This is a genomic window from Williamsia maris, from assembly GCF_024171815.1.
GTDB classification, from domain to species: domain Bacteria; phylum Actinomycetota; class Actinomycetes; order Mycobacteriales; family Mycobacteriaceae; genus Williamsia_A; species Williamsia_A maris.
The window spans coordinates 1,013,804-1,039,429 of the sequence record NZ_JAMTCJ010000002.1 but is presented as its reverse complement, the minus strand read 5'-3'; the positions used below and the strand labels follow the sequence as shown (position 1 = coordinate 1,039,429).

The following is a 25,626-nucleotide window of genomic DNA, read 5'->3' as shown; positions in this document are numbered from 1 at the left end:
TTCCCCCTGGCTACCGGGTCCGATGGCACTCCCCATGCCCCGAACCCTTCCGCCAACATAACATGTCAACGCGTCGTGACAGATGCCTCCAGATCGTCCGGTGCGAGCGCCACGGCGGTGAAATCACGGGTCAGATCGATACCGCGCATCTGTGCGACGTACTGGCTCGCGAAGCCCGGGAACATGGTTGCGTTGAAGCCGTCCTCGGTCAGGTACCAGCTCTTGCAGCCGGAGTTCCACGTCGTCTTCTCCAGTCGGCGCTGGATGTCGGCGTTGTAGTCCGCCTGCGCCGCGGGGTGCACGTCGAGCACGGCCAGGCGACGACGCAGCACCGTGGTGACCGCCATGACGATCGCGTCGATCTGCGCCTCCATGTACACCAGCGCCGAGCTGTGGCCCGGGCCGGAGTTGGGGCCGAACGTGAAGTACAGGTTCGGATAGCCGGAGACGGCAATGCTCTTGTACGCGTAGGCGCCCCGACTCCACTCGTCGCCGAGGACGCGTCCGTCACGGCCGGTGATCGGGATGGGGGTGCCCTGCTTGGAGACCTCGAAGCCGGTGGCGAACACGAGCGCGTCGAACTGGTGCTCGACGCCCTCGACCGTCCGGACCCCCTTCTCACTGATGCGGGCGATGGGCCAGGTGATCAGTCGGCAGTTGTCCTCCTGCAGCGCCGGGTAGTAGGCGCTGGTCATCAGCAGACGCTTGCAGCCGGCCCGGAAGTCGGGCGTGAGCTGACGCCGCATCCACGGGTCCTTCACCTGGGTGCGCATGCTGATCTTGGACACGGCCTCGACGACCCGCGTCAGCGGCGAGTTCCAGACGACACCGAGCGCGACCGACTCATGGCCCCAGAACCAGGCCGCACGGGAGGCCGACTGCAGCAACGGGATCCGCGCGTAGGCCTTCTTGGTGCGCTCGCTGACCGACGGGTTGATGCGCGGGAGCACCCAGCCCGGGGTCCGCTGGAACACCGACACGTGTGCCGCCGAGCGGACCAGTTCCGGGATGACCTGCACCGCACTGGCCCCGGTGCCGATGACACCGACCTTCTTGCCGGTGAAGTCGTAGTCGTGGTCCCAGTCGGCGCTGTGCATGCGCTTGCCCGCGAAGTCGTCGATGCCGGTGATGTCGGGGTACCCCGGCGTCGACAGCGGGCCCGACGCCACCACGACGGTGCGGGCGTACAGCGGTTCGGAGTCGGCGATGGCGCATTCCCACACGCCGTTGGCCTCGTCGAACACGACCCCGGTCACGGTGGCGCCGTAGCGGATCCGCCGATCGAGGTCGTGATCGGCGACCATCGTGTCGATGTAGGAGAGGATCTCGGCGCTGCCCGAGTAGGTCTTGCTCCAGTCCGGGTTGGGCGCGAACGAGTACGAGTACAGCCGCGAGGGGATGTCGCACGCGGCGCCGGGATAGGTGTTGTCGCGCCAGGTGCCACCCGGTCGGGTGTCGCGCTCGAGGAGAACGAAGTCCTCGACCCCGCTCTGCCGCAGCCGGATCGCCGCGCCGATGCCCGCGAATCCGGCTCCGATGATGGCCGTGTCGACCACGGGCTTGTCGCTGAGGTCGGTGCGCGCGTTCGATGTCCCGGTCATGTCATTCTCCTACGGTCGGGGTGAGCGCCGGCACGGCCGACGGTGTCCCCGTCTGGGGCAAGATGCGATTGAGCAGGCCGAGTCCGGCCGTGTAGGTGCGAGGCAGGTGTCGCTTGGCCGACCAGATCGCCTTCGCGTCGAGCTGGGGCACGACGTAGAGCTGTCCGCGGTCGTGGGCGTTGAGCGTGCCCTTGGCGACGCGATCGGGCGAGAGGCCGGTGTACCGCATGAGCGTTCCCGCGAGCTTCGACGCGTCGGCGGTGATGCGGCCGTCGACGGCGACGTTGGTCTTGACGAACGTCGGGCACAGCACGGTGACCGCGAGGTCGGTACCGCCCAGCTCCGCGGCGATCGTCTCCGACAGGGCCAGCACGCCGGCCTTGCCGACGTTGTAGGCGGCCATGCCCGGTGCCGCGGAGAACGCGGCGGTGGAGGCGACGTTGATCAGTCCGCCGCGACCGGCCTCGCGCAGCTGCGGGAGGAACTTCTCCGAGCCGTAGACCATGCCCCACAGGTTGATCCCGAGGGCCCACTGCCAGTCGTCGATCCCGATCTCACCGACCGGCTTGCCACCGATCCCGACGCCGGCGTTGTTGACCATCAGCGACGTGGGCTCGCCGAACCAGTCCTGTGCCTGCGCGGCGAGTTCGTCGACGTCCTCGCTCACCGACACGTCACAGAAGACGGGGTAGGCGCGACCGGAGGTGAGCCGGTCGATCATCGACACGGTCTCCTTGACACGGTCACCGTCGATGTCGGAGCAGACGACGCGCGAGCCGCGGCGGGCCAACTCGAGCGCGAAGGCGCGGCCGATACCGCTGCCCGCGCCGGTGACCACTGCATTCGCGTTCCGGGTCCTGCTGGTTGACTTGCTCATTCATGCACTCCGTTGCTTCGAGGTCTGGGCCGTGGTGTGGAGGGAGACGAAGCGGTCGATCGCGGCGAGAGCGCGATCGGCCTCGGGCACCAGCCGGGGGAAGGCCTGGAACACGTGCATCTGTCCGTCGTAGATCTGCAGTTCGCACGCGCCACCCGCTGCGGTGACCGCGTCGGCGATCGCCTCGGCGTCGGCGCTGAGCATCTCGGCACCGCCGGCCTGAACGAGCATCGGGGGCAGCGTGATGCCCTGCGCCAGTGCCAACTTCAGCCGCGGGGTGTCGTCGGCGAGGCCGTGTGTGTAGTGCGCGACGAGTCGGCGAGCGGCACGCGCGGAGATCATCGGGTCGCGTCTGCGCCGCTCGCGCTCGGCCGCGAGGGAGAAGGTGAGGTCGAACAGGGGCGAGAGCATCACCGCGGCGCCGGGCTGGGCGAATCCGGTCCGGGCGTTCTCGGCGACCAGATCCAGGATGAGATGTCCGCCGGCCGAGTCGCCGGCCAGGATGATGTCCTCCGGGGCGTGACCGGACTCGATGAGCCACAGGTACGCGGCGCGCACGTCGTCGGCGGCGGCGGGGAAGCGGTACTCGGGGGCGAGCCGGTACTCGACGGTGAACGCCTGGACCCCGGTGGTCCGCGAGAGCCTGGCGACCAGGGCGCGGTGCGTGGCGGCCGAGCAGATCGCGTACGCGCTGCCGTGGACGTACAGGACGACCCGGCGCGTGTCGGTGACCGCTGCGTCGGACACCCATTCCCCGCGGATCCGGGCGCCGGCGGCGCTCCTGGTGTCGATCTTCTCGACGCGGGTGCCCCGCGGCGTGGAGGCACCGAGCCGCATGGACCCGGCGACGAGGACGCGGGCGAACTTGACGCCCGATGCGGTGGCGGGCACCCGGTCGGCCAGAGGGCGCAACCACAGCGCCGTGGACGCCACGAGGACACGGGAACGAAGCGAGGGACTCACCCCACGACATCACCACACAGCGTGCCACTTGTCAATGTAACAATGAACGGTGTCAGTGACCTGCGGTTCGGTATGCTCATGGGCTGTTATGACTGAGTATCGGATCGATGACCTGGCGCGGGCTGCCGGCACCACCACCCGCAACGTACGCGGGTATCAGGACCGCGGGCTGTTGCCCCGTCCGGCCAAACGCGGCCGCATCGCCATCTATACCGACAACCACCTCGCGCGCCTCACCCTGATCAACGATCTGCTCAAACGCGGATACAACGCCCGCCACATCGCCGACTTCATCAAGGGCATGCAGCGCGGCGACGGTCTGGCGAAGATCCTCGGGGTCGAGGAGATCCTCGCCGAACCGTGGTCGAAGGCGCCGTCGGAGCGGGTGTCGGCCGCGACTCTGCAATCGATCGTCAGCTCCATCGATCCGCTCGACTTCGAGAAGATGGCCGACATGGGCCTCATCGCACCCGATGACGGCGACTATCTGCTGCTCGACAGCGACACCGTCTACGGCTTCGGCCGTCTCATCGAACTCGGGCTCAGCCTGACGTCACTGCTCAACGTGTTCGGACGCCTCGACGACGACCTGGACGGTGCGGCGACGACACTCATCACCGCCGCCCGCGACGAGTTCGTGACCCGTCGCGGCAAGGGCTGGGTTCCTCGCGGCGACGAGGAATCCGAGTGGGCGGCAATCCTGATGAACGAGATGCGCGCTGTGGCAACCACATCCGCACACAATGCTCTGAACCGGGCCTTGGATCGCACGCTTGCCGACGTGCTGAAGGACTACCTACAGGGGTGAACTCATCGGCTCACCGACGCGGCAGTTCGACCACCCTCGGCGTGCCGCCGAGACCGTGATAGGTCCACCCCGCCGCCATCCAGATGGCCGGGTCGAGGCAGCGCCGTCCGTCGACGATGACCTTGCCGCGCATGACCGGTTCGAGATCGGCGGGCTTGAGTTCGAGGAATTCCGCCCACTCCGTCAGCACCAGGACGACGTCGGCCAGTTCGCACGCCTCGGCCGCCGAATCGGCGTAACCGAGCGTGGGGAACAGCTTGCGCGAGTTGTCCATCGCCTTCGGGTCGTACACGCTGACCGCCGCGCCCTTGAGTTGCAACTGGCCGGCCACGTTGAGTGCGGGTGAGTCCCGGACGTCGTCGCTCTCGGGTTTGAACGCGGCACCCAGTACCGCGATGTTGGAGCCCAACAACTCCCCGCCGCACGCCTTGGTGGTCAGCTCGACCATCGCGGTGCGGCGACGCATGTTGATCGAGTCGACCTCACGCAGGAACGTCAACGCCTGATCGGCACCGAGCTCACCGGCGCGCGCCATGAACGCGCGGATGTCCTTGGGGAGGCATCCGCCACCGAATCCCAACCCCGCGTTGAGGAATCGGCGGCCGATCCGCTGGTCGTAGCCGATGGCGTCGGCCAGGGTGGACACGTCGGCACCCGCGGCCTCACACACCTCGCTGATGGCGTTGATGAACGAGATCTTGGTGGCGAGGAACGCGTTGGCCGAGACCTTCACCAGTTCGGCCGTGGCGAGATCGGTCCGTAGGAACGGGGTGTCCTCGGCCAGGATGGTCGCGTAGATCTCCTCGACCTGGGCGACGACCGCGTCCTGGTCCCCCTCGGGATCGACTCCGAGGACGATGCGGTCGGGACGCAGGGTGTCGGCGACGGCGAATCCCTCGCGCAGGAACTCGGGGTTCCAGGCCACCGAGATGTCCGCCTCGGTTCCCGACTCCTTCAGGCGACGGATGATCTCCACCGACGTACCCACCGGCACAGTCGATTTGCCGATCAGCAGGTGAGATCCCTTCAGGGACGCGGCCAACTCGTCGACGACGGAGAACACGTAGCGGAGATCGGCGGCGTACTCACCCTTCTTCTGCGGCGTACCGACGCCGAGAAAGTGCACGGTCGCGAACGACGCCGCCTCGGCGATGTCGGTGGTGAAGTGCAACCGACCGGAGTCGAGATTGCGTTGCAGGACTTCGGGGAGTCCCGGTTCGTAGAACGGCACCTCGCCGCGCGAGAGCATCTCGACCTTGTTCGCATCGACATCGACGCCGAGCACCTCATGGCCGAGTTCGGCCATGCATGCCGCATGGGTCGCGCCGAGATATCCACATCCGAAGACCGTGACCCTCATGTTCGGCACAGTACGCGGTGGATCCTGTTTCCCACCAACCCGAGATCGGGCCGGAAGACACCCGGTGAACGTCGGCTGACCTGCTGGTTACCGCGCGGTGTCGCCGCGCGTGGGTACCGGGGCGACCGTCAGCGGGGGCCGAAGTTCAGGTATGCCTTCGACGGTGTCGGACCGCGCTGGCCCTGGTACTTCGACCCGATGCCAGCGCTGCCGTAGGGGTTCTCCGCCGGGCTCGAGAGCCGGATGAGGCACAGCTGCCCGATCTTCATCCCCGGCCACAGGGTGATGGGCAGGTTCGCGACGTTGGAGAGCTCGAGGGTGATGTGTCCGGTGAAGCCCGGGTCGATGAAGCCCGCGGTGGAGTGGGTCAGCAGTCCGAGTCGGCCGAGGGACGACTTGCCCTCGAGTCGGCCGGCGAGATCGTCGGGCAGGGTGCAGACCTCCAGTGTCGAGCCGAGCACGAACTCACCCGGGTGCAGCACGAAGGGTTCACCCTCGGCCGGCTCGATGAGGCTGGTCAGTTCGTCCTGGCGCTGCGCCGGGTCGATGTGCGTGTAGCGCGTGTTGTTGAAGACACGGAAGAGGCTGTCGAGACGCACGTCCACGCTCGACGGTTGCACCAACGCCGCATCGTACGGTTCCAGCGCGAGTCGTCCACTGGCGAGTTCGGCGCGGATGTCGCGGTCGGAGAGCAGCATGGGGACGAGGTTAACGCAGCCCTCATCAACCCCACGGATCGCTGCGATCGGGGTGTTCTGAGGTGCGCGCTCGTTCCCACGCCTGTTCGAGGAGTTCCTCGGGGTGGTGGGCGTGGTTGATCCGCGGTTGTCGTTCCGGGTCGATCGAGGCCGGTGGGATCCAGGCACAGCGTCCCTTGTAGCGGCCGTGCTCGACGATGACGGTCTGCCACCGTTCGGGGCCGTCGCCGACCATCGAATGGTGATCGGGACACGCCGGCGTCAATTCGTTGATGTTCGTCAGCCCGCCTTTGGACCAGTCGGTGACGTGATGCGCCTCGGTCCAGCTGAACGGGACCGAGCAGCCCGGATGAGTACAACCGCGGGAGCTGATCCACATCGCGATCCGCTGCGCGGCCGACGCCAGTCTCTTGCTGCGACCGAGGAACATCGGTAGCCCCCGCGCATCGAGGATCGCGAGAAGCAGATTGTTGGCCTTGGCCAACTCGAGAGCGTCCACCACCGGGATCAGGCCACCCGACATCGTGCTCGCCACGCCGGCCATCTCGAGGATCTGCTCGTAGGTCATGGTCACCACGACCTGGGCCGGTGCCCCGCGATGGGAGCCGAGGTTGCCGTTGGCGATGAACCAGGCCGCCATCGCCGACAGCGCGTCATGTCGGCGCTGCGGCGCCGAGCGGGTGTCGCGTTTCGCCGCGGCGTCAGCGAGTTCTCTGTCGGTGCCCGGATCGGAATAGGAGCCCGACGGTGAATCCGGGTCCTCGGGATTGTTCATCCCCGGTTTCGCCCAGGCGTCGAACAACACGTCGAACATCGCCCGCGTCGCCGGATCCAACTCCCCCTTGAGCTTCGACATCATCGACGCATCCTGCCGCGACAACGACAGCCCGCGACGCTTCGCACGATCGACGTCATCGGTCAGCGTGCCGTCGGGATCGAGATAGGCCAGCAGCCGGTCTCCGACCTGTTCGATCTGGCTCGGCGCGAGGTCCCTGGACGCCTCGGCCATCCTGGCCTCGGCCTTCGCGCGTTCGGCGTCGCTCACCGCGACCGGGATCCGGTCCACCACCTTCAGGACCTCATCAGCCCGGTGTTCGGACACCTCGCCGGCGAACAGCGCCATCGACAGATCCCACTGCTGCGGCTCCAGGGGCTGCCCGGTCACCGACCGCTGCCCCACCGTCGCCGCCGCCACCCGAATCCGCCGGGCCGCCTCACCGGCCGAGAGTTTCAACTCACCGATGATCATCTGCGACAGCCGCTTGTATCCCCACCGTTGCTGCGAGCCCCGCTGATTGCACTCGGAGATCACCTCGTGCGAGGCAACCGTGGCCTTGTGGATGACTCGCTCGACACCGTGCAGAAGGGTTCGGAGCTCGGATTCGTCGATCCGCGTCAGATCCGACGAGTTCAGCGCGTCGCATGTCTCGTCGAGCGTCGTGAGGAGGTCCAGCACAGGGCGCGACGTAGGCATCGGCATCGCGGAAACCGTCATCACCGCCCCCTCCCCGAGACCGTCCGAACCAGTGCCCCCAATCTAGAACAGGGGTACGACAATCGCCGAGATCCGTTGCCGGAACTGTGGAGCGGCCGGCAACTGTGGATGAATCGGCCGAAGACCTATCCCGCGGCAGCCCATTCGAGCATGTCGTCCACCGTCCAGGTGGTGACGATGCGCTCGGGGTCTATGCCCAGGCGTTCCGCCCGCTCGCAACCGTAGGCCTTGAAGTCGAGCTGGCCGGGCGCGTGCGCGTCGGAGTCGATGGCGAACAGACACCCGAGATCGTTTGCCAACTCGATCATCTCGTCGGGCGGGTCCACCCGCTCGGGTCGGGAGTTGATCTCGACGGCGGTGTTGTTCTCGGCGCACGCGGCGAAGACCGCCTCGGGGTCGAACTTCGACTGCGGGCGTTCTCCGCGCCCGCCGGCCACCAGTCGGCCGGTGCAGTGGCCGAGGACGTTCACACGTCGATCGCTGACCGCCGTCACCAGCCGACGCGTCATCGGACCGCGATCCATCTTCAGGTTCGAATGCACCGAGGCGGTGACGATCTCGAGACGGTCGAGCATCTCGTCGCTCTGGTCCAGGCTGCCGTCGTCGAGGATGTCGACCTCGATGCCGGAGACGAGACGGAACCCGTCGTCGCGTGCGGAGTTGATGTCGGCCACGACATCGAGTTGATGGGCCAGACGCTCGGCCGACAAGCCGTTCGCGACCCGCAGGCGGGGTGAGTGGTCGGTCAGCGCCATCCACTCCTGTCCGAGTGCGGCTGCGGCGTCGACCATCTCGTCGATGGACGCCCCACCGTCGCTCCAGTTCGAATGCGCGTGCAGATCACCGCGCACCGCGGCGTACAGGTCCTCGCCGCCGACGACCAGTGGACCCACCTCCTCCTGGAGTGTGAACAGGCGGGCGGGCACCTTCCCGCGAACGGCCTCGTTGATGACCGCCGCGGTGGACTTGCCGATGCCGGTGATCTCGCTGATCGCGTGGCGCTCCACCCGGGCGCGGGTCTCGTCGAGTCCCATCTGGGCCACGATGCCTGCGGCCTTACGGAAGGCCTCGACGCGATAAGACCCCTCGCGGGCGCGCTCCATGAGGAACGCGACGCGCAACAGCGCGTCGTACGGGGTCATGGGGGCGGTCAGATCGGACACGGGCCTCATGGGTCCAGTCTCCCACCACCGCGCGGCGAGCCCTTGCTACTCTTGCCTTCGCGACTGCGATCGCGCGCCGATGTAGTTCAATGGCAGAACATCAGCTTCCCAAGCTGAATACGCGGGTTCGATTCCCGTCATCGGCTCCACTCTCTTCCGCTCCCCCTGCCTGCACCCCGACTCCGTCGGACCCCATCGCTACGGTCGAGCGATGTCCCAGCGCCTCGTCCTGCACGCCGATGCGGATGCGTTCTTCGCGTCGGTGGTGCTGCGCGGCCGGCCCGATCTGATCGACACCCCGGTGGCCGTCACGGCGTATGTGTTTGTCGCCAGCGCCAATTACGTCGCGCGCTCCCGAGGTGTCCACGGCGGGATGCTCGCCGCCGAGGCACTCCGACTGTGCCCCGACCTCGTGCTGATCGAGGTCCCGCGGTCCGAGGTCGAGGAGGCGAGCGAGGCGTTGTTCGACCTGTTCGCCGACTGCGCGCTGGCGGTGGAGCCCGGGTCCATGGAGGAGGGCTTCCTCGACGTCGGGGTCACCGACTGGTCCGCCGCGCGGGAAGCCGCCGAGGTCATCCGACATCGGGCCGCCGGCGAGCTCTCGCTACCGATCAGCATCGGAATAGGTCGGACGAAATTGATCGCGAAACTGGCATCGCGGTCGGCAAAGCCCGACGGTGTCCGCATGATCGAACCGGCTGAGGAACAGATACTCCGGGCGACCCTGCGGCTCGACAGGGCGTGGGGTGTGGGCGGTCGCACGCTTGAGCGCCTGACCCAACTGGGCGCGGTGACCCTCGGCGACCTCGACACCGTGTCCGACGACGAACTCGAGCTGGTCTGCGGCGTCGGGATGGCCAAACGTCTGCGCGGGTTCCGCACCGGCACCGACGACTCCGAGGTGCGTTCCGTGGCGACCCGCACCACCCTGTCCTCCGAGGGGGCCATTGCCGGCTTTCGACGGCCCGATCACCTGCCCGCGGATGTGCTGACCGGTTCGGTCGCGCGGGTGTGCCGTCGCGCCATCCGGGCAGGCCTCGTCGGGACCGGCATGACCCTCACCCTGAAGCCCACCGCGGGTGGACCTCCCCTCGTGCGGAGGCAGTCGTTCCCGGATCCGTCTGCCGACGTCGAGCTGTGGTCGGACCGGGCCCGGATGCTCCTCGCCGACCTGCCGCATCCGGAGCTGTCCGGGATCGGCTTCACGTTGACGAGATTGCAACCCGCGACCGATGTGCCCGCGACGCTCTTCTGAGCCGGTGATCACCCATCTGCGGCGACCCCCACGACCAGGACGCTGGCACCCTGGGGGTGAATCCCCGACGAAAGGCGCACCGTGCGTTCCCTGCTCCTCACCTCCGCGGCGACTGCCGCCACCTCGGTCATCGGCGCCCTGGCGTCCAAGGACGCGAACTCGCTGTGGTTCCGCACTCTGTCGAAGCCCGCATTCCAGCCGCCGCCCATCGCGTTCCCGATCGTCTGGACCGCGCTCTACGCCGACATCGCCGTCAGCTCGGCGACCGTGATCGACGACCTCGACGCGGCCGACCGGACCGACGAGTCGACCGCGTTCACGGCCGCGCTGGCCGCGAACCTCGTGCTCAACGGGTCGTGGACGTGGGTGTTCTTCCGAGCGCACCGGCTCGCGGAGGCCACTGTGGTCGCCGGTGCGCTCACCGTGAGCAGCGCCGACCTGGTGCGCCGGTCATCGGCGATCTCGACACCCGCGGCTGCAGCACTGACCCCCTACGCCGCGTGGTGCGCGTTCGCGACCGTGCTGTCCGGCACGTTGTGGTGGCGTAACCGCTGAGCCGACGCGGCACGGGGTCCGTCACATCTCAGGCGACGGTCTTCTCCGGGGTACCGACCTGCTGGATCGGACCGGTGAACCACTTCTTGACGGACAGATGCCAGTAGACCCACAGCAGGATCAGCACGCCACCGACGAGTAGCGGCGTGTAGTTGACGAACTTCCATTCGAAGCTCGGGTCCCAGGGCATGCCGCCCAGCGACGTGGGGAACAGCGCGATGATCGAGGTGATGATGATCTCGACGAGCGCGACCGGCGCCAACCACCTGTGGTGCCCTCGCAGGTTCCACGACCCGACCGCGAAGACGTCGCCGGCCTTCCATCGGTAGTAGATCGGCACGGCGAAGGCGAGATACAGCCCGACGACGCCGATCGACACGACCGCGAAGAACGCGACCGGCACCGGTGCACCGTTGATGTCCACCTTCACCAGGGCGGGCAACGTGATGATCGCGGCGATCACCGCCGAGAGCAGCACCCCGTTGGCAGGCACCTTCTTCGCGTTCAGCGACGACCACAGCCGGTGGCCGGGCACCGCACGGTCCCGACTGAACGCGTAGAGCATCCGCGACGAGCTCGTCATGCACGCCATCGCACAGAAGAACTGGCCGGCCGTCGAGATCAGCAACACCGTGCCCACCCACCCCGAGCTCATTGCCTGGGCGAAGATGACCGACACCGCGCCACCGCCCTTCGACACCCCGTCGGAGTCCTGGACGGCGAACAGGAAGGCCAGCAACAGGATCCAGCCGCCGATCGCGGAGTAGAAGATCGACCGCCAGATCCCCTTGGCCGCACCGTCGGCAGCACTGTGGGTCTCCTCCGACAGGTGAGCGGACGCGTCGTACCCGGTGATCGTGTACTGCGTCAGGATGGCCGAGATCGGCAACACGAAGAACAGCCATCCCACGCCCGACGTCGCGCCGGAGAAGATCCCGCTGTTGTTGACGGTCTTGGCGAACACGTCGGACAGGCTCGCGTGATGCGACGGGACGATCGCGAGGATGAGAATGACCGCGGCTGCACCGAAGACGTGCCACCACACCGAGATGTTGTTGATGATGGCCAGCAGGTTCGACGAGAAGATGTTCACCACCGCGGCGACGACCAGGATGATCACGAAGATGATGAACACCCGCGTCAGGCTGTAGCCGTCGAGCCAACTCTGGCTGAACGTCCCGAGCGTGAGGTCGAGGAACGTCGCGCACCCGTAGGCGACCGACGCGACGATGGCGATCAGGCCGATGAGGTTCAGCCACCCGGTGTAGTAGCCAGCCTTGGCGCCACCGAGTTTGCTTGCCCACCAGTAGATCCCGCCCGACGTCGGATACGCCGAGACCAACTCGGACATGCACAGCCCGATGACCAGGATGAACAGCGAGACGATCGGCCAACCCCACGCGATCGCGGCCGGTCCCCCGTTGTTCCAACCGAGGCCGAACGAGGTGAAGCAGCCGGCCAGGATCGAGATGATCGAGAACGAGATCGCGAAGTTGCTGAACCCCGACCAGGAACGTTGCAACTCCTGCGAATACCCCAGCTCGGCGAGTTGCTTCTCGTCGGCACTCAACTCCGGTACTTCATGACCTTCGGGCACGGTGGCTCCCTCCGACATCAGACAACGCGACCATCTGATCGGAAGGTAGAGCCTCCGAGGTGCGATGGAGCGCTCGATTCGATGACAGTCGTGTTAATCGTGCCGAGGGCTCCGCTGAACACCTACCGCGTCAGCGCCTCCGTCCGGTGACGCGTCGGCACCGGGTCGAGTCCGTAGTGGCCGCGCAACGTGTCCGCGGTGTACTCGCGACGGAACAGTCCGCGGTCCTGCAGGATCGGCACGACGTGGTCGACGAACAGGTCGAGCCCACCCGGCAGTGACGGCGGCATGATGTTGAAACCGTCCGCGGCCCCCGCGAGAAACCACTGCTCGAGGTTGTCGGCCAGCTGCTCGGGCGTGCCGGCGAACGAGCGGTGCCCGCGACCACCGCCGAGCTTGCCGATCAGCTCGCGGACCGTCAGCTCCTCCCCCTGCGCCAGACTCTTGACGAGGGTGAACCTGCTCTTGGCGCCCTCGATCTCGGACTCGTCGGGCAGCGGCGGGAGCGGCTCGTCGAGGGGGTGCCCGGTCAGGTCGATGCCGACCATCCGCGACAGCTGCCCGAGCGCGTGATCCGCCGAGATGAGATCGGTGAACTCCCGCTCCAACGCGATTGCGGCACTCTCGGTCTCGGCGAGATAGGGCACCACACCCGGCAACACCGCCACCTGATCGGGTGTGCGACCGTGCCGTTCCAGCCGACCCTTGAGGTCCCAGTAGAACTGCACCGCCTCCTCGATCGACCGCTGCGCGGTGAAGACGGCCTCGGCGTGCGCGGCGGCGAACTCCTTGCCGCTCTCCGACGACCCCGCCTGGACGAGAAGCGGCCTGCCCTGCGGTCCGCGCGGCGTGTTCAGCGGACCGTGGACCCGAAAGCGTTCCCCCACATGGTCGATGTCGTGCACGCGAGCCGGGTCGGCGAACACACCCTCGGCCGGGTCGAGCACGAGCGCATCGGACTCCCAGCTGTCCCAGAGCGCGGTCACCACATCGAGGAACTCACCGGCCCGCTCGTATCGGCGGGCGTGCTCGGGGATCGACTCGTGCCCGAAGTTGCGCGCCTCGGCCTCGGTGCCGGAGGTGACGATGTTCCATCCCGCCCGCCCGTTGCTGATGTGGTCCAGCGAGGCGAACTCCCGCGCGAGGTTGTAGGGCTCGTTGTACGACGTCGACGCGGTCGAGATCAGCCCGATCCTCTCGGTGACCACCGCGATCGCCGAGAGCAGGGTGACCGGCTCGAACGTCGCGAGCGCATGGCGCTGCACGCGCGGACCGACCGCGACGTTGTCGGCGAAGAAGATCGAGTCGAGTTTGCCGCGCTCGGCGATCCGGGCGAGCTCCTGATAGTGCCGGACGTCGAGGAGACGGCGTTCGTCGGTCGACGGGTGCCGCCACGCCGCCTCGTGGTGCCCGACGCCCATCAGGAACGCGTTGAGGTGCATCTGGCGGGTGGGTTGCGCAGTCATGGAACGCCTTTCAGTTGGCGGGCCGCCAGCGCGAGAAGCGCCGCTCGATGGCCACCAGCAGGTAGTTGAACGCAACGCCGATGGTCGCGACGGTGAGGATGCCCGCGTACATCTGCGGGATCTGGAAGTTGAACTGCGAGCTGCTGATCAGGTAGCCGAGACCGGCCTTCGCCCCGACGAACTCGGTGGTGATCAGCACGAGGATGGACGCGGCCCCGGCCAGACGTATGCCGGTGAAGATCGTCGGCAGCGCCGCAGGCAGGATCACCTTCCGGAACAGCGCCAGGCTGCCGATGTCGAACGAGCGCGCCGACCGGATCAGCAGCGGATCGACGTTCTTGGCGCCGCCGATGGTGTTGTAGAGCACCGGCCAGAAGCCGGCGTAGGCGATGATCGCGATCTTCGATGTCTCGCCGATTCCGAGGACGAGGGTGAACACCGGCAGCAGCGCCACGGCAGCGGTGTTGAGGAAGATCGCGAAGAGCGGGCTGAACACCTCCTCGACGTGTCGATACCAGGCGATGAGCAGACCCACGGGCACCGCGACGACGATGGCGATCGCGAAGCCCGACAGCGAACGCGTCAGACTCGCCTGCACATTGGTCCACAGCTCGCCGGACGTGGCGAGTCCCCACCACGCCTTGATCACCTCGCTGAACGGCGACAGGAACGTCGGATCGACCCAGCCGAGTCTCGGGGCGTACTCCCACAGCAACAGGAAGGCCACGATGGCGATCGAACGCTTGGCGGCCGTTCCCACCGCAACGAGCGGTCGTCGGCGGCGCTTCGGCACGACCGGGGTCGCCTCGGTGATCGGCGCGGATGCGGTGATGGTGCGGGTCGGCGAGGTGAGCGTCATCGGGTGGCCTCCGTCCCGGTCGGGCCGCCGGCGAGAACGGTGGAGCGCAGGACCTCGTCGTGCAGCGATTCCCAGATGCGATGGCGGTGGGCGACGAACTCCGGCGACGACCGGACGTCGGTGGTCGTGTCCACCTCGCCGAGGTCGACCGCGACCGATTCCTTGATCTGCCCCGGTCGCGACGTCATGATCAGCACCCGCTGACCGAGGAAGATCGCCTCCTCGATGCCGTGCGTGATGAACAGGACCGTCGTGGACAGCCGCTGCCCGATCGACCGCAGCTCCACCTGCAGCTGCTCACGTGTCTGGGCGTCGAGTGCGGCGAAGGGCTCGTCCATCAGCAACACCTCGGGCTCGTAGGCGAGGCTCCGGGCGATCGCGACGCGCTGCTTCATGCCACCGGACAGTTCGTGGGGGTAGCGGTCGGCGAACGCCTCGAGTCCGACCAACGACAGCACCTCGCGGGCTCGGCGAGCGCGCTCACGGCGACCGACGCCCTTTGCCTCGAGCCCGAACTCGACGTTGCCCTGCGCGGTCCGCCACGGGAACAGCGCGTACTGCTGGAAGACGATCCCTCGGTCGAGACCCGGCCCGGTGATCGGCCGCCCGTCGATACGCAGCTCGCCCGACGTCGGTTCGGTGAGACCACCGACGAGGTCGAGCAGGGTGGTCTTGCCGCACCCGCTGGGTCCGACGATGGTCACGAACTCGCCTGATGCGACGTCGATGTCGATGTCGTGCAGCGCCGTGAACGCACCGCCGCCCTCGCGGTCGGGAAAGCTCTTGGTGACCCCGCGCAGCGAGATCTTCGGTTGCACGTCCGGTGTTCCGGTCATGGCTTGATCACCCGGCCTTCGCGTCGGATTCAGCGCCCTTGTCGGCGTACGGGTTGAACTCGTTGGTGTAGAACTTCGACGCGTCGAGGTCACCCTTGACTGAACCGGTGTCCTGCAGCCAGCTCTGCCACCGGGTGAAGTCGGAGTCGGAGAGCAGACCACCCTTCGACGGGACCCCCACGCTCAGCCAGTATTTGAGGCTGGAGGTGTCGTCGTTGGGTCGCTTGCGCTGGGTGACGATGTCGGTGAACGTGGCCAGCACCTTCTCCCGCGGGGTGGTGCGTTCCCATTCGATGGCCTTGGCCACGCCCGCGGTGAAGGCCCGCACGCCGTCGGGGTTCTTCTTGATGAGGTCGTTGCGGAAGACGTACGGTCCGCCGTTGAACGGCCCGTAGAGCGACAGGTCGGTGAACACCGCCCGCAGTCCACCGTTGATCACCGCGCGCTGCTGGAACTGTCCCGACAGGCCCGCGGCGTCGATCTGGCCCTTGCGCAGCGCATCCTCGGTGTTCGGCGCCGGGAGGGCCACGAGCTGAACGGTTTTGATCTGCTCCTGGCTCAGCCCGTCCTTCTTGAGCTGATCGTGGATGTCGGCCTCAAGTTGGCCGCCCAGGGTGTTGACACCGATCTTCTTGCCCACCAGGTCGGTCGGCTTCGTGATGGGACTGTCGTCGCGGACGTAGAAGCCGGCGATGGTCTGCTGGTCGGTGCCGTAGTAGTTGATCACCGAGGTGATCGGTGCACCCGAGGTGATCAGCTTGGCCACGGCGCCGGCGAACGCGCCGCCGAAATCGGTCTGTCCGGTGGCCGCGGACTGGATGTCCTGCGGACCGCTGATGGTGTTGCCCACCCAGTCCAGCTTGATCTTCCCGTTGAAGAACCCGAGATGCTCGGCCACCTCTGGGAGGGTGACCTGCCCTGGCCATCCCTGATAGCGCAGGGTCGTCACGCCGTTCTTGTCGACAGCGGCGTCGCCGGTGCAGGCGGTCACACCCACTGCCGTCATCAGCACGGCCACGGCCGCGATGAGTACCCGGGGTGTTCTCACGTCGATCTCCGTTCGTCGGTCACAGTTGACCAACAAGATCGCCCGACACCCGTTGGCGGAACAACCTTTCTGCGCGCCGGGGGCAAAAGTGTTGTCGCCGACGACCTACCGCTGTTGACTTCCCCAGACCATCGCGACGTCGTGGCGATGATTCGAGATCGCGAAAGGGATTGTTGTGACCACAGAATTGACGGTGACCAAGCTCGGCGGACGCATCGGCGCCCGGATCGACGGGATCGCCCTGTCGGGCGACCTGGACCCACGAACCGTCGCCGACATCAACTCCGCGCTGCTCGAGCACAAGGTGATCTTCTTCCGTGATCAGCAGCACCTCGACGACACGTCGCAGCAGGCCTTCGCGAAGTTGTTGGGAGGGTTGACGATCGCACACCCCACCGTGACCTCGCGCGGGGACACGGTGTTGCCCATCGATTCCGAGAACGGCAAGGCCAACAGTTGGCACACCGACGTCACCTTCGTCGATCGGGTGCCCAAAGCGTCGGTACTGCGGGCGGTGACGCTACCGGCGTACGGCGGGACCACGGTCTGGGCGTCGACGGTGGCCGCCTACGAGGCACTCCCGGAGCCGTTGAAGGTGCTGGCCGAGACCCTGTGGGCCACCCACACCAACGTCTACGACTACGCCGCCAACCACGAGGAGACGTCGCGCGCGGTGTCGGACAAGGTCGCCGACTACCGCGCGGAGTTCCGCTCGCAGTACTTCGAGACCGAGCACCCGCTGGTGCGCGTGCACCCGGAGACCGGCGAGCGTGCCCTGCTGCTCGGCCACTTCGTCAAGGGATTCGTCGGTCTCGGCAGCCGGGAGTCGGCGAAACTCTTCGAACTGTTCCAGGAGCGGATCATTCGTCTGGAGAACACGATCCGCTGGGACTGGGCCGAGGGCGATCTCGCGATCTGGGACAACCGCGCGACCCAGCACTACGCCGTCGCCGACTACGACGACCAGTACCGTCGCCTGAGCCGGATCACGCTGGCCGGTGACGTCCCCGTCGACGTCCACGGCAACCACAGCCGCGTCATCAGCGGCGATGCGTCGCACTACTCGGAGATCGTCGAGCCGGCCGCGCACGCCGGCTGAGTCCGACGACCACAGGACCCCGATTTCGCGATCTCTATCTACCCATGACCGTTGTCACGTTATCGTGACCACATGGCAGTCAGTGGAAGCAGCAGCATCGACATCGCGGCACCGATCGCGGACATCCTGGACGCGATCGCGGATCTCGAGAACTACCCGTCGTGGTCCCCGATCCACAAGGAGGTCGAGGTCCTCGAGCGCGACGACAACGGACGTCCCACCAAGGCACGCATGTCCGCATCGTTGATGGGCATCGCCGACGAGCAGGTGCTCACCTACGACTGGAACGACACCGGCGTCACGTGGGACCTGGTCGAGAGCACGCAGCAGAAGGCGCAGCACGCGGAGTACCGGCTCACCGAGACCGCGGACGGCACCCACGTGGACTTCGAGATGAGCCTCGACCCGAAGATCCCCGTCCCGGGATTTCTTCTCAAGAAGGGCAAGAAGACCATCATCGAGATGGCGACCGAGGGCCTGAAGGGTCAGGTCACCGCCTAGGACGTCACGCGCGCCGACACCGGCACGAGCATGATCGGCCACACCACGACGACAAGACCCGCCCCGGGGATCTCCCGGGGCGGGTCTCTTGTCTCGCCTGGTGTCGACCGGCGGCTCAGCCGACCGTTGCGGTCGTCTTCGTCGGTGCGGCGGCGGGAGCGGTCGTCTTCGTCGCGGTCGACGTGGCCGGGGCCTTCGTCGCCGTTGACGTTGTCGCCGTTGACGTCGTCTTCGGGGCGGTCGTCTTCGGCGTGGTCGTGGCCGTCGTCGTCGGACTCGTCGTCGCCGGTGTGGTCGTGACGGGACTCGTCGTGGTCGTCGTGGCCGACCCGGTCGGGGTGACCGGGGCCGTCGTCTTCGCCGCCGTGGTCGGAGCCGTCGTGGTGACCGGTGCCGCGGTGGTCGTCGGGGTGGCCGTGGTCGTCGGAGCCGACGTGGTCGCGGTGGTCGCCGCGGCCGTGGTCGGTGCCGCCGTCGTCGAGGCTGCCGTCGTCGGGACCGTCGTGGTCGGTGCCACTGCGGTCGTTGTGGCTGCTGCCTGCGTCGCGGTGGCGTTCGACGTCGCCGCGACCGGTGCCGCGGGTGCCGCGTTACCGGACAGTGCCGCGGCCAGAGCGGCCGCCAGGTTCGCGAAGTACTGCGCGATGGCCGCGTTCAGGGCTGCGGCCCAGGCTGCCGCCGCCTGCTCGGCCGGGCTGAGCACCGGCGTCGTGGGAGTCGTCGGCGTGGTCGGCGTCGTCGTGCCGGGATGCGCGGCAATCCAGTTCTTGACCACCGTGGCCGCGAGTTTCGCGACCCAGTTGTCACGGAACAGACCGAAAGTGCTCTCCGGGTCGGTGGTGTCCGACGAATTCCGGTCGACGGTCGTGTAGATGAAATTCGGGCCCGCGTACGGGAGGCTGCTCCACTTGTTCAGGAAATCGCTGAGGTAGTCGGCCTGCTGCTGTTCACCGACGAGACCGGTCGGCAGACCGTATTCCGAACTCCAGATGGTCTTGGTGCCGTCACCGTTGGCCTGCATCAGTGCGTAGATCGCGTTGAGCTGGTTCAGCGGCGAATCCGGGTGCGCGTCCAGACCCGTCGAGAACGGAATCGAATTCTGGTACGGGTGGAACGACAGGGCGTCGAAGTAGCCCTTGGCGCCCGACGCGTACATCTGCGTGACGAAATCGATCGGGTTGAGTGCGTAATTACCGAAACTGATCGTCGAGCCGAGGACGCCACCGATGACGGTCGCGTTGGGGTCGGCCGCCTTGATCGCGGTGTAGGCGGCCTTGAGCAGCGCGGTGTAGCCGGCCGGGTCGGGACCGTTCGGGGTGCTGTACGCGAACGCGGCGTTGGGCTCGTTCCAGACCTCGTAGGCGCCGATCTTGCCGGTGTAGCGCGTGGCCAGGGCCGTCATGAAGTTGGCGTACGTCGCGGGGTTGTCCGGCGGCGCATACAGATTCGTGTACTGGCCGCGGGCCCAGGTGGGTGTCGTGTTGACCACGCCGAGGATCCCCATCCCCCTGGCGTCGGCCGCCTGCACCATGTTGTCGATGAGCGTCCAGTCGAACGTCCCGTTCGACGCCTCGACCGCGGCCCACGGGATGGCGATGCGGATGTTGGTGACGCCGAGCGCCTGCAGCTCGTCGAGATGCTTCTTCACCGACGCGGGATCACCCGCGGTCAGGTACAGGTCGTTGTCGGAGATTCCGACGGTCGTGGGCGAATTGCTGATCGACGCTGCGTTCACGATGTCGTACGCCGGTCGCTCGGTCGGCAGCATGGCGCCGGCCGCGAAAGCGATGAACATCGAGAAGGCAATCGAACCGACCGCGACTTGGGTCAATGAAATACGCGGAATGCGTGGGTGTCGGTAGCGCAAGAGTTTCTCCGTCTGTGGCCCCCACAGGGTCGCAATTTAATCACCTTTGAAGTCGAAGTGCGCGTCGAAAACTGGAAATATTTTCGCTGACAGAGAAACTCTCCGAGGGGCGCCGATTTCGATCACCCGACCGAAACCGGTTGTGGCCCTGTTTTGCTCCCACGGAACAGGATCGACGAATCGCCGATCGAACAGAGTCGGGGTGTGCATTGAACATTCCGTACAAACGCACGAGGGATTGAGGGTATTTATCTGCGATTAAATCCAGTTGGTCCGTTTTATGACCACAACATTGCGGAAGCGGGTGCGAACGGGCAATCCGGCCGACGAGAACCGACGAATCCAACGGGTTCGGACATCGTCGCCGGCGGGACGACCGTCAACCGGTGCACGATCCGCCCGCTTGCTTGTGAGTCGACACAAAGGGGCCGCTGGACTTCGCGCGTACGTGAGCGGTGTCATAGGCTCGACGAGTTGTCGGCACAGGTGCCGGTTGTCCGGGGGAAAAGATGGGGAACGAACCAGCATGAGAACGATGTTGAAGTCCACGCTGCGTGTCATCGGTGCGGGGGCAGCGATCGCTGCGGTGGTCGCGACCGGCACCACCGCGGTCGCGAACGCCGCTCCCGAGGTGAGCACGGCGACGCAGTCACCCGCCGACGTCAGTTTCTACACCCCGCCGAGCCCGCTTCCGGCCGGCAACCCCGGCGACCTGATCCGGGTCCAGAATTTCCGCACCATCATCGGCGCACCCAGCGGCAACGGTCGGATCCCGGCGAAGGCCGCTCGCATCCTCTACCGGTCGGTGGACGCCAACGGTGCCCCGATCGCCGTCTCCGGCTACGTGCTGCAGTCGCCCAAGCCGTGGAACGGTCCGGGCCCCCGGCCCGTCGTCGCCTACGCGCCCGGCGCACACGGACAGGGTGACCAGTGCGCCCCGTCGCGACTGCTCCAGTCCGGCGCGACCATCACCCCCGGTGGACCGATGGCCGAGATCGAGTCGGTCATCACCTTCAACCTGCTGGCCAAGGGCTACACCGTGGTCAGCACCGACTTCGTCGGCCTGGGCACGCCCGGCCTGCACACCTTCGGCGTCCGCCTCGACATGGCACACGCCGTGCTCGACTCGGCCCGCGCCGTCCGCCAGATGACCGACGTCGTCGATCCCAAGGCCAAGGTCGCCATCGCCGGCTACTCCGAGGGCGGCGGCGCCGCGGCGGCCGCGGCCGAGGTCGCCTCGACCTACGCCCCGGACCTGCCGCTCGTCGGCGTCTACGCCGGTGGCACCCCGACCGACCTCCGCAAGTTGATGGCCTACCTCGACGGCAACCGTCTCAGCGCCGCACTCGCGTACGCGGTCAACGGTCTCGAGGAGCGCTACCCGGAGTTCAAGGCGGGCTTCGACCCGTTGCTCAACGCGACCGGCAAGTCGGTCAACGCCGGTGTCGCGCGGGAATGCATCGTCGCCACATCGTTCCGAGGGCGTCCGCAGACCAAGACGTGGACGAAGTCGGGCAAGAGCTACAACCAGGTTCTCGCCGAGCGCCCGGATCTGGCGAAGTTCGTCGACGAACAGAACGTCGGCGGCATCAAGCCCGAGGTGCCGGTCTTCCTCTCGGCCAACCCCGACGACCCGACCGTGCCCCCGACCCAGACGCGCGAGCTGTACTCCAAGTGGTGCGCACTCAAGCCCGAGTCCGTGCAGTTCGGCGAGTACCCGTTCCCGGTCCGACTCATCGGCGCCTCGCCGATCGGTCACATCGCCGGCGGCATCACCGGTTTCGAGAAGGCCTTCGACTGGCTGCAGGCCCGCTTCGAGGGCAAGGCCCCCGTGGTCGGCTGCCAGCGGAGCTGACCACCCGCCCTAGATGAAGTCCCGGTCACGGCCGGACGTCAGATCACCGCACTCGACCCCGATCTGGCCTCCGGCCGTCATCGTCTACCCCGGTCACGACCCGAGGCCAGATCACTGCATTCGACGCTGACGACGTCCGGCCGTTGATCTGTGTAGGCCCCGGCGCCCCGGTCCCCGGCGATCGTCGTGAGCACCCCGGCGAGATGGTCGGCACCGAGATACACCGGATGCCCCGGGCGGCCGCCGAACACCGCACGCACCAGGACCGACCGGCGGGCTCCCGCGACCTCGAGGACGCGACGCACGACGGCGGCGTTCGTATCGGGCACGTCAACAACAAGTAACGCCACACCGGTACAACCGGCCCGCCTCGCCTCGATCAGCCCCGACCGCACCGACTCCGAGAGCCCGTCAGCCCAGCCCGGCACGACCAGCGCCCGCGCGGGAGCGGGGACGTCGACGACGGCGGCACCCAACGTGACGACGACCTCGTCACAGCCGCCGTCGGCCAGCGCGGTGACCGCGGATCGCAGCCACTCTCCCTGTTCGGCAAGCACTTTCGGCATCCCGTAGCGGGTACCTGCCCCCGCGGCGAGCACCACCCCGACGACCTTCCCGGCGTCGTGCGGCCCCTCCGACGGTGTCGTCGGCACCGACTCCGACTCCGATCCGTCCGGCCTCGGCCGCCCGTGCGGGAGCCGCTCGTCACCGGTTAACACGGCCTGATGGTCCACCCGATATATCTTGCTGCCCAGGTCGCGGTCGGTGCACATCCGGTTCATCCTCTTTCCCAAGGGGAAGTCACCGATCGAACGGAGGGGCCGCATGAACACGCCCGCGGCATTGAAGAACCTGGGAACGCGAAAGACGGGCAAGGTTCACCCGGTCGACCAGGTACCCCCGACGGGCAAGCTGCTCACCCTCGGTCTGCAACACGTCATCGCGTTCTACGCGGGCGCGGTCCTCGTGCCGCTGCTGATCGCGAACGCCATCGACCTCGACTCCGAGGCGCTGACGATGCTCATCACCGCGGACCTGTTCACCTGCGGCATCGCGTCGCTGCTGCAGTCGGTCGGCATCTGGAAGATCGGCGTGCGGCTGCCGCTGCTGCAGGGCATCACCTTCGCGACGCTGGCGCCGGTCATCAAGATCGCCAACGACAACGGCGGTGGTCGCGTCGGGCTGCTGACCGTCTACGGCGCGGTCATCGCCGCGGGCATCTTCACGTTCCTCATCGCCCCGTTCTTCGCGCGACTCATCCGCTTCTTCCCCGCGGTGGTGACCGGCACGCTGATCACCATCATCGGCATCTGCCTGCTGCCGGTCGGTGCCGGCGACGCCACCCGCGACCCGGCGTCGCACAATCCCGATCCCGGCAACGGTCGGTGGCTGCTCTACGCCATCGGGACCATCGTGCTGATCGTGTTGATGCAGCGCTTCTTCCGCGGGTTCTGGGCCACGATCTCGATCCTCCTCGGCCTGAGCGTGGGCACGATCGTCGCGTGGATCGTCGGCGACACGAACTTCGACAAGGTCGGCGAGGCGAGCTGGGTCGGTTTCACCAACCCCTTCGCGTTCGGCTGGCCCCGCTTCGACGTGATCGCCATCGTCTCGCTGATCGTGGTGCTGCTCGTGGTCGCGGTCGAGTCGACCGGTTCGGTGTTCGCCACCGGCGAGATCGTGGGCAAGCGCATCAAGAAGGAAGACATCGCCGCGACGGTGCGCGCCGACGGACTCGCCACCATCATCGGCGGCGTCTTCAACTCGTTCCCGTACACGGCGTTCTCCGAGAACGTGGGCCTCGTCCGACTCACCGGCGTCAAGAGTCGGTGGGTCGTCGCCGCGGCAGGCGGCATCATGATCGTGCTCGGTCTGCTGCCCAAGACCGCGAAGATCGTCGAGTCCATCCCGTCGCCGGTGCTCGGCGGCGCCGCGCTGATCATGTTCGCGACCGTGGCCATCGTCGGAATCCAGACGCTGACCACCGTCGACTTCACCGACCATCGCAACCTCATCATCGCGAGCACCTCCCTCGCCATGGGCCTCTACGTGCAGTTCTCGCAGGCGGCCGCTCCGGCGACGGTGCTGGAGAACGGGCAGGTGGTGAACGTGCCCGCCCTGCCCGGCGTCGACGAGGCGGTCCCGGGACTCCTGCAGATCCCGTTCAGCACCGGCATCACGATGGGCGCCATCACCGCGATCCTGCTCAACCTGCTGTTCTTCCACACCGGCAGCCGCGGACCCGCCGTGGCCGGACGCGGATCGATCCGGCTCGCCGAGGTCAACGAGATGAGCATCGACACGTTCCGGGAAACCTTCGGCGGCCTGGTCCAGGGTGCACAGTGGGTCGTCGACCGGGCCTACGAGCAGCGCCCGTTCGAGACCGCGCACGACCTGCGGGCGTCGTTCCAGGAGGCCATGCTCACCGGCAGTGATCCCGAGCAACTGGAACTGATCAACTCCTTCCCCGACCTGGGGGCCGAGGACGAGACGGGAGACCCGATGGCCGTCGACCACACGGGGCTGTCGCATCTCGAGGAGGACGAGCACGCCAACGTGGTGTCGCTGGCGTCGGCCTATCGTGAACACTTCGGGTTCCCGCTCGTGATTTTCGCCCGTGAGGCCGAGCGGTACGAGCGGGTCCTGCGCAACGGATGGAGTCGGATGGACAACTCACCGACCAGTGAGCGGGCGTTCGCCCTCATCGAGATCGCGAAGATCGCCAACCGCCGCTTCGACGATCTCGTCGCCGACGCCAATCCCATCGCCACCGCGCGGTTCAGCCGATTCGACGAACTGGTCCGCTGAGGATGCGCCGTCCGAACTGGCGCGGGATCGACAGCTTCAACGAACTGACCGAACGCCAGGCCGTGCACTCGCTGTTCGAGTGCTGCTCGTCGCGGATCTGGGCGGTACGGGTGGCGGCGGCGCGCCCCTTCCCCGACGCCGAGAGTCTCTACGACCGCGCCGATCTCATCCTCGCCGAGCTCACCGAGGCCGATCTGGACGAAGCGCTCGACGGGCACCCGCGGATCGGCGAACGGTCGTCGAGTGCGGCCTCGACCCGGGAACAGTCCGGGGTCAGCGGGGCCGACGAGCTCGTCCTGGCCGAGCTGGCGAAGTACAACGCCGAGTACGAGGACAAGTTCGGGCACGTCTACCTTGTCTTCGCCAACGGCCGCCCCGCCGAGGTCCTGCTCGACATCCTCAAGGAGCGGCTCGACAACGACGCCGCCACCGAACGACGCGTCCTGCGAATGGAACTGGGCAAGATCAACCGCAGCCGACTCGAGCGCATGCTCGGCCCGGCGGCGCAGTACTACGATGATCTCGCACCGGATGGTCACAGGCAGACGGAGGAGCCGGGATGAGTCGAGCTCGATGAGCCACCTGAGCACGCATGTGCTCGACGCGGTGCACGGCACCCCCGCGCACGGGATCGCGGTCCTGCTCGCCGACATCGACGGCATGCCGATCGCCTCCGGCGCAACCGATTCCGACGGACGGATCGCCGACGTCGCGGGCGAACTGGGCGCGGGGACCTACCGGATCCGTTTCGACACCGGCGCGTGGTTCGCCGAGCACGACGTCGAGGGGTTCTACCCGGAGATCACCATCTGCTTCGCCATCACCGACCCGACCCGACACCACCACGTCCCGGTCCTGTTGAGCCCGTTCGCCTATTCCACCTACCGCGGTAGCTGACCGAACACGAGAGGAAGG

23 protein-coding genes and 1 tRNA gene are annotated in these 25,626 nt (G+C 67.2%); 10 read left to right on the top strand and 14 right to left on the bottom strand.

From position 1 onward, the window contains the following. Positions 1-65: 65 nt before the first annotated feature. Genes LX13_RS11710 through LX13_RS11700 form a run of 3 tightly spaced genes read right to left on the bottom strand, consistent with a single transcriptional unit; the run spans position 66 to position 3,411 of the window. On the bottom strand, positions 66-1,601 hold the full coding sequence (locus LX13_RS11710) for a flavin-containing monooxygenase (RefSeq protein WP_253661482.1): 1,536 nt from the start codon (positions 1,599-1,601) through the stop codon (positions 66-68). A 1-nt stretch (position 1,602) separates the two neighbouring features. Then, entirely contained in the window at positions 1,603-2,478 is an 876-nt protein-coding gene (locus LX13_RS11705; protein ID WP_253661481.1) for an SDR family NAD(P)-dependent oxidoreductase, read from the bottom strand. Beyond that, entirely contained in the window at positions 2,479-3,411 is a 933-nt protein-coding gene (locus LX13_RS11700) for an alpha/beta hydrolase (protein ID WP_253661480.1), read from the bottom strand. A gap of 118 nt (positions 3,412-3,529) precedes the next feature. On the opposite strand from LX13_RS11700, the gene LX13_RS11695 reads away from it, so the two are divergent. Continuing rightward, positions 3,530-4,249, top strand: coding sequence for a MerR family transcriptional regulator (locus LX13_RS11695; protein WP_253661479.1), 720 nt, complete (start codon positions 3,530-3,532; stop codon positions 4,247-4,249). A 10-nt stretch (positions 4,250-4,259) separates the two neighbouring features. On the opposite strand, the gene LX13_RS11690 is transcribed toward LX13_RS11695, so the two are convergent. From LX13_RS11690 to LX13_RS11675, 4 genes are all read right to left on the bottom strand, one after another. After that, positions 4,260-5,609, bottom strand: a complete 1,350-nt coding sequence (locus LX13_RS11690; protein WP_253661478.1) for a UDP-glucose dehydrogenase family protein — start codon at positions 5,607-5,609, stop codon at positions 4,260-4,262. 128 nt (positions 5,610-5,737) lie between these two features. Beyond that, the gene (dcd, locus tag LX13_RS11685) at positions 5,738-6,307 is read right to left on the bottom strand and encodes a dCTP deaminase (RefSeq protein WP_253661477.1); all 570 of its coding nucleotides are present in this window, start codon (positions 6,305-6,307) and stop codon (positions 5,738-5,740) included. Between the two features lie 25 nt (positions 6,308-6,332). Beyond that, positions 6,333-7,802, bottom strand: coding sequence for an HNH endonuclease signature motif containing protein (locus LX13_RS11680; protein ID WP_253661476.1), 1,470 nt, complete (start codon positions 7,800-7,802; stop codon positions 6,333-6,335). A gap of 125 nt (positions 7,803-7,927) precedes the next feature. Next, on the bottom strand, positions 7,928-8,974 hold the full coding sequence (locus LX13_RS11675; protein WP_253661475.1) for a PHP domain-containing protein: 1,047 nt from the start codon (positions 8,972-8,974) through the stop codon (positions 7,928-7,930). Between the two features lie 66 nt (positions 8,975-9,040). On the opposite strand from LX13_RS11675, the gene LX13_RS11670 reads away from it, so the two are divergent. The 3 genes from LX13_RS11670 to LX13_RS11660 all read left to right on the top strand — a co-directional run bounded on the left by LX13_RS11670 (position 9,041) and on the right by LX13_RS11660 (position 10,775). After that, positions 9,041-9,114, top strand: a tRNA-Gly gene (locus tag LX13_RS11670). 62 nt (positions 9,115-9,176) lie between these two features. Beyond that, positions 9,177-10,220: a Y-family DNA polymerase gene (locus LX13_RS11665; protein WP_253661474.1), complete on the top strand. Its 1,044-nt coding sequence runs from the start codon at positions 9,177-9,179 to the stop codon at positions 10,218-10,220. Positions 10,221-10,301: 81 nt separating this feature from the next. Next, positions 10,302-10,775 carry a TspO/MBR family protein gene (locus LX13_RS11660; RefSeq protein WP_253661473.1) on the top strand — a complete coding sequence of 158 codons (474 nt, stop codon included), beginning with the start codon at positions 10,302-10,304 and terminating at the stop codon, positions 10,773-10,775. 28 nt (positions 10,776-10,803) lie between these two features. Here LX13_RS11660 and LX13_RS11655 read toward each other — a convergent pair whose 3' ends face one another. The 5 genes from LX13_RS11655 to LX13_RS11635 form a co-directional block, all read right to left on the bottom strand. After that, positions 10,804-12,372: an amino acid permease gene (locus LX13_RS11655; protein ID WP_253661472.1), complete on the bottom strand. Its 1,569-nt coding sequence runs from the start codon at positions 12,370-12,372 to the stop codon at positions 10,804-10,806. A gap of 122 nt (positions 12,373-12,494) precedes the next feature. Beyond that, positions 12,495-13,838, bottom strand: coding sequence for an LLM class flavin-dependent oxidoreductase (locus tag LX13_RS11650; protein ID WP_253661471.1), 1,344 nt, complete (start codon positions 13,836-13,838; stop codon positions 12,495-12,497). A gap of 10 nt (positions 13,839-13,848) precedes the next feature. Then, positions 13,849-14,697, bottom strand: coding sequence for an ABC transporter permease (locus tag LX13_RS11645; RefSeq protein ID WP_253661470.1), 849 nt, complete (start codon positions 14,695-14,697; stop codon positions 13,849-13,851). After that, on the bottom strand, positions 14,694-15,533 hold the full coding sequence (locus LX13_RS11640) for an ABC transporter ATP-binding protein (RefSeq protein WP_253661469.1): 840 nt from the start codon (positions 15,531-15,533) through the stop codon (positions 14,694-14,696). The genes LX13_RS11645 and LX13_RS11640 overlap by 4 nt, the downstream gene beginning before the upstream one ends. A 7-nt stretch (positions 15,534-15,540) precedes the next feature. Next, a complete protein-coding gene (locus tag LX13_RS11635) occupies positions 15,541-16,581 on the bottom strand; it encodes an ABC transporter substrate-binding protein (RefSeq protein ID WP_253661468.1) in 1,041 nt (346 codons plus the stop codon). Positions 16,582-16,756: 175 nt separating this feature from the next. On the opposite strand from LX13_RS11635, the gene LX13_RS11630 reads away from it, so the two are divergent. Then, positions 16,757-17,680 (top strand): TauD/TfdA dioxygenase family protein, encoded by a 924-nt coding sequence (locus LX13_RS11630; RefSeq protein WP_253661467.1) that lies wholly within the window; start codon positions 16,757-16,759, stop codon positions 17,678-17,680. A gap of 72 nt (positions 17,681-17,752) precedes the next feature. Then, positions 17,753-18,181: an SRPBCC family protein gene (locus LX13_RS11625; RefSeq protein WP_253661466.1), complete on the top strand. Its 429-nt coding sequence runs from the start codon at positions 17,753-17,755 to the stop codon at positions 18,179-18,181. 115 nt (positions 18,182-18,296) lie between these two features. Here the strand turns inward: LX13_RS11625 and LX13_RS11620 are convergent, their stop codons facing one another. Further along, a complete protein-coding gene (locus LX13_RS11620) occupies positions 18,297-19,976 on the bottom strand; it encodes an endo-1,4-beta-xylanase (protein ID WP_253661465.1) in 1,680 nt (559 codons plus the stop codon). A gap of 598 nt (positions 19,977-20,574) precedes the next feature. Between LX13_RS11620 and LX13_RS11615 the strand changes: the two genes are divergently transcribed. After that, a complete protein-coding gene (locus LX13_RS11615; RefSeq protein ID WP_253661464.1) occupies positions 20,575-21,903 on the top strand; it encodes a lipase family protein in 1,329 nt (442 codons plus the stop codon). A 77-nt stretch (positions 21,904-21,980) separates the two neighbouring features. Here the strand turns inward: LX13_RS11615 and LX13_RS11610 are convergent, their stop codons facing one another. Beyond that, on the bottom strand, positions 21,981-22,556 hold the full coding sequence (locus tag LX13_RS11610) for a nucleotidyltransferase family protein (RefSeq protein ID WP_308214746.1): 576 nt from the start codon (positions 22,554-22,556) through the stop codon (positions 21,981-21,983). 172 nt (positions 22,557-22,728) lie between these two features. Here LX13_RS11610 and LX13_RS11605 point away from each other — a divergent pair, with 172 nt between their 5' ends. Genes LX13_RS11605 through uraH form a run of 3 tightly spaced genes read left to right on the top strand, consistent with a single transcriptional unit; the run spans position 22,729 to position 25,608 of the window. Further along, the gene (locus LX13_RS11605; protein ID WP_253661463.1) at positions 22,729-24,711 is read left to right on the top strand and encodes a solute carrier family 23 protein; all 1,983 of its coding nucleotides are present in this window, start codon (positions 22,729-22,731) and stop codon (positions 24,709-24,711) included. 2 nt (positions 24,712-24,713) lie between these two features. After that, positions 24,714-25,274: a 2-oxo-4-hydroxy-4-carboxy-5-ureidoimidazoline decarboxylase gene (gene uraD / locus LX13_RS11600; RefSeq protein ID WP_253661462.1), complete on the top strand. Its 561-nt coding sequence runs from the start codon at positions 24,714-24,716 to the stop codon at positions 25,272-25,274. Between the two features lie 10 nt (positions 25,275-25,284). Beyond that, complete coding sequence (uraH, locus tag LX13_RS11595; protein ID WP_253661461.1) at positions 25,285-25,608, top strand: hydroxyisourate hydrolase; 324 nt, start codon at positions 25,285-25,287, stop codon at positions 25,606-25,608. Positions 25,609-25,626: the final 18 nt, after the last annotated feature.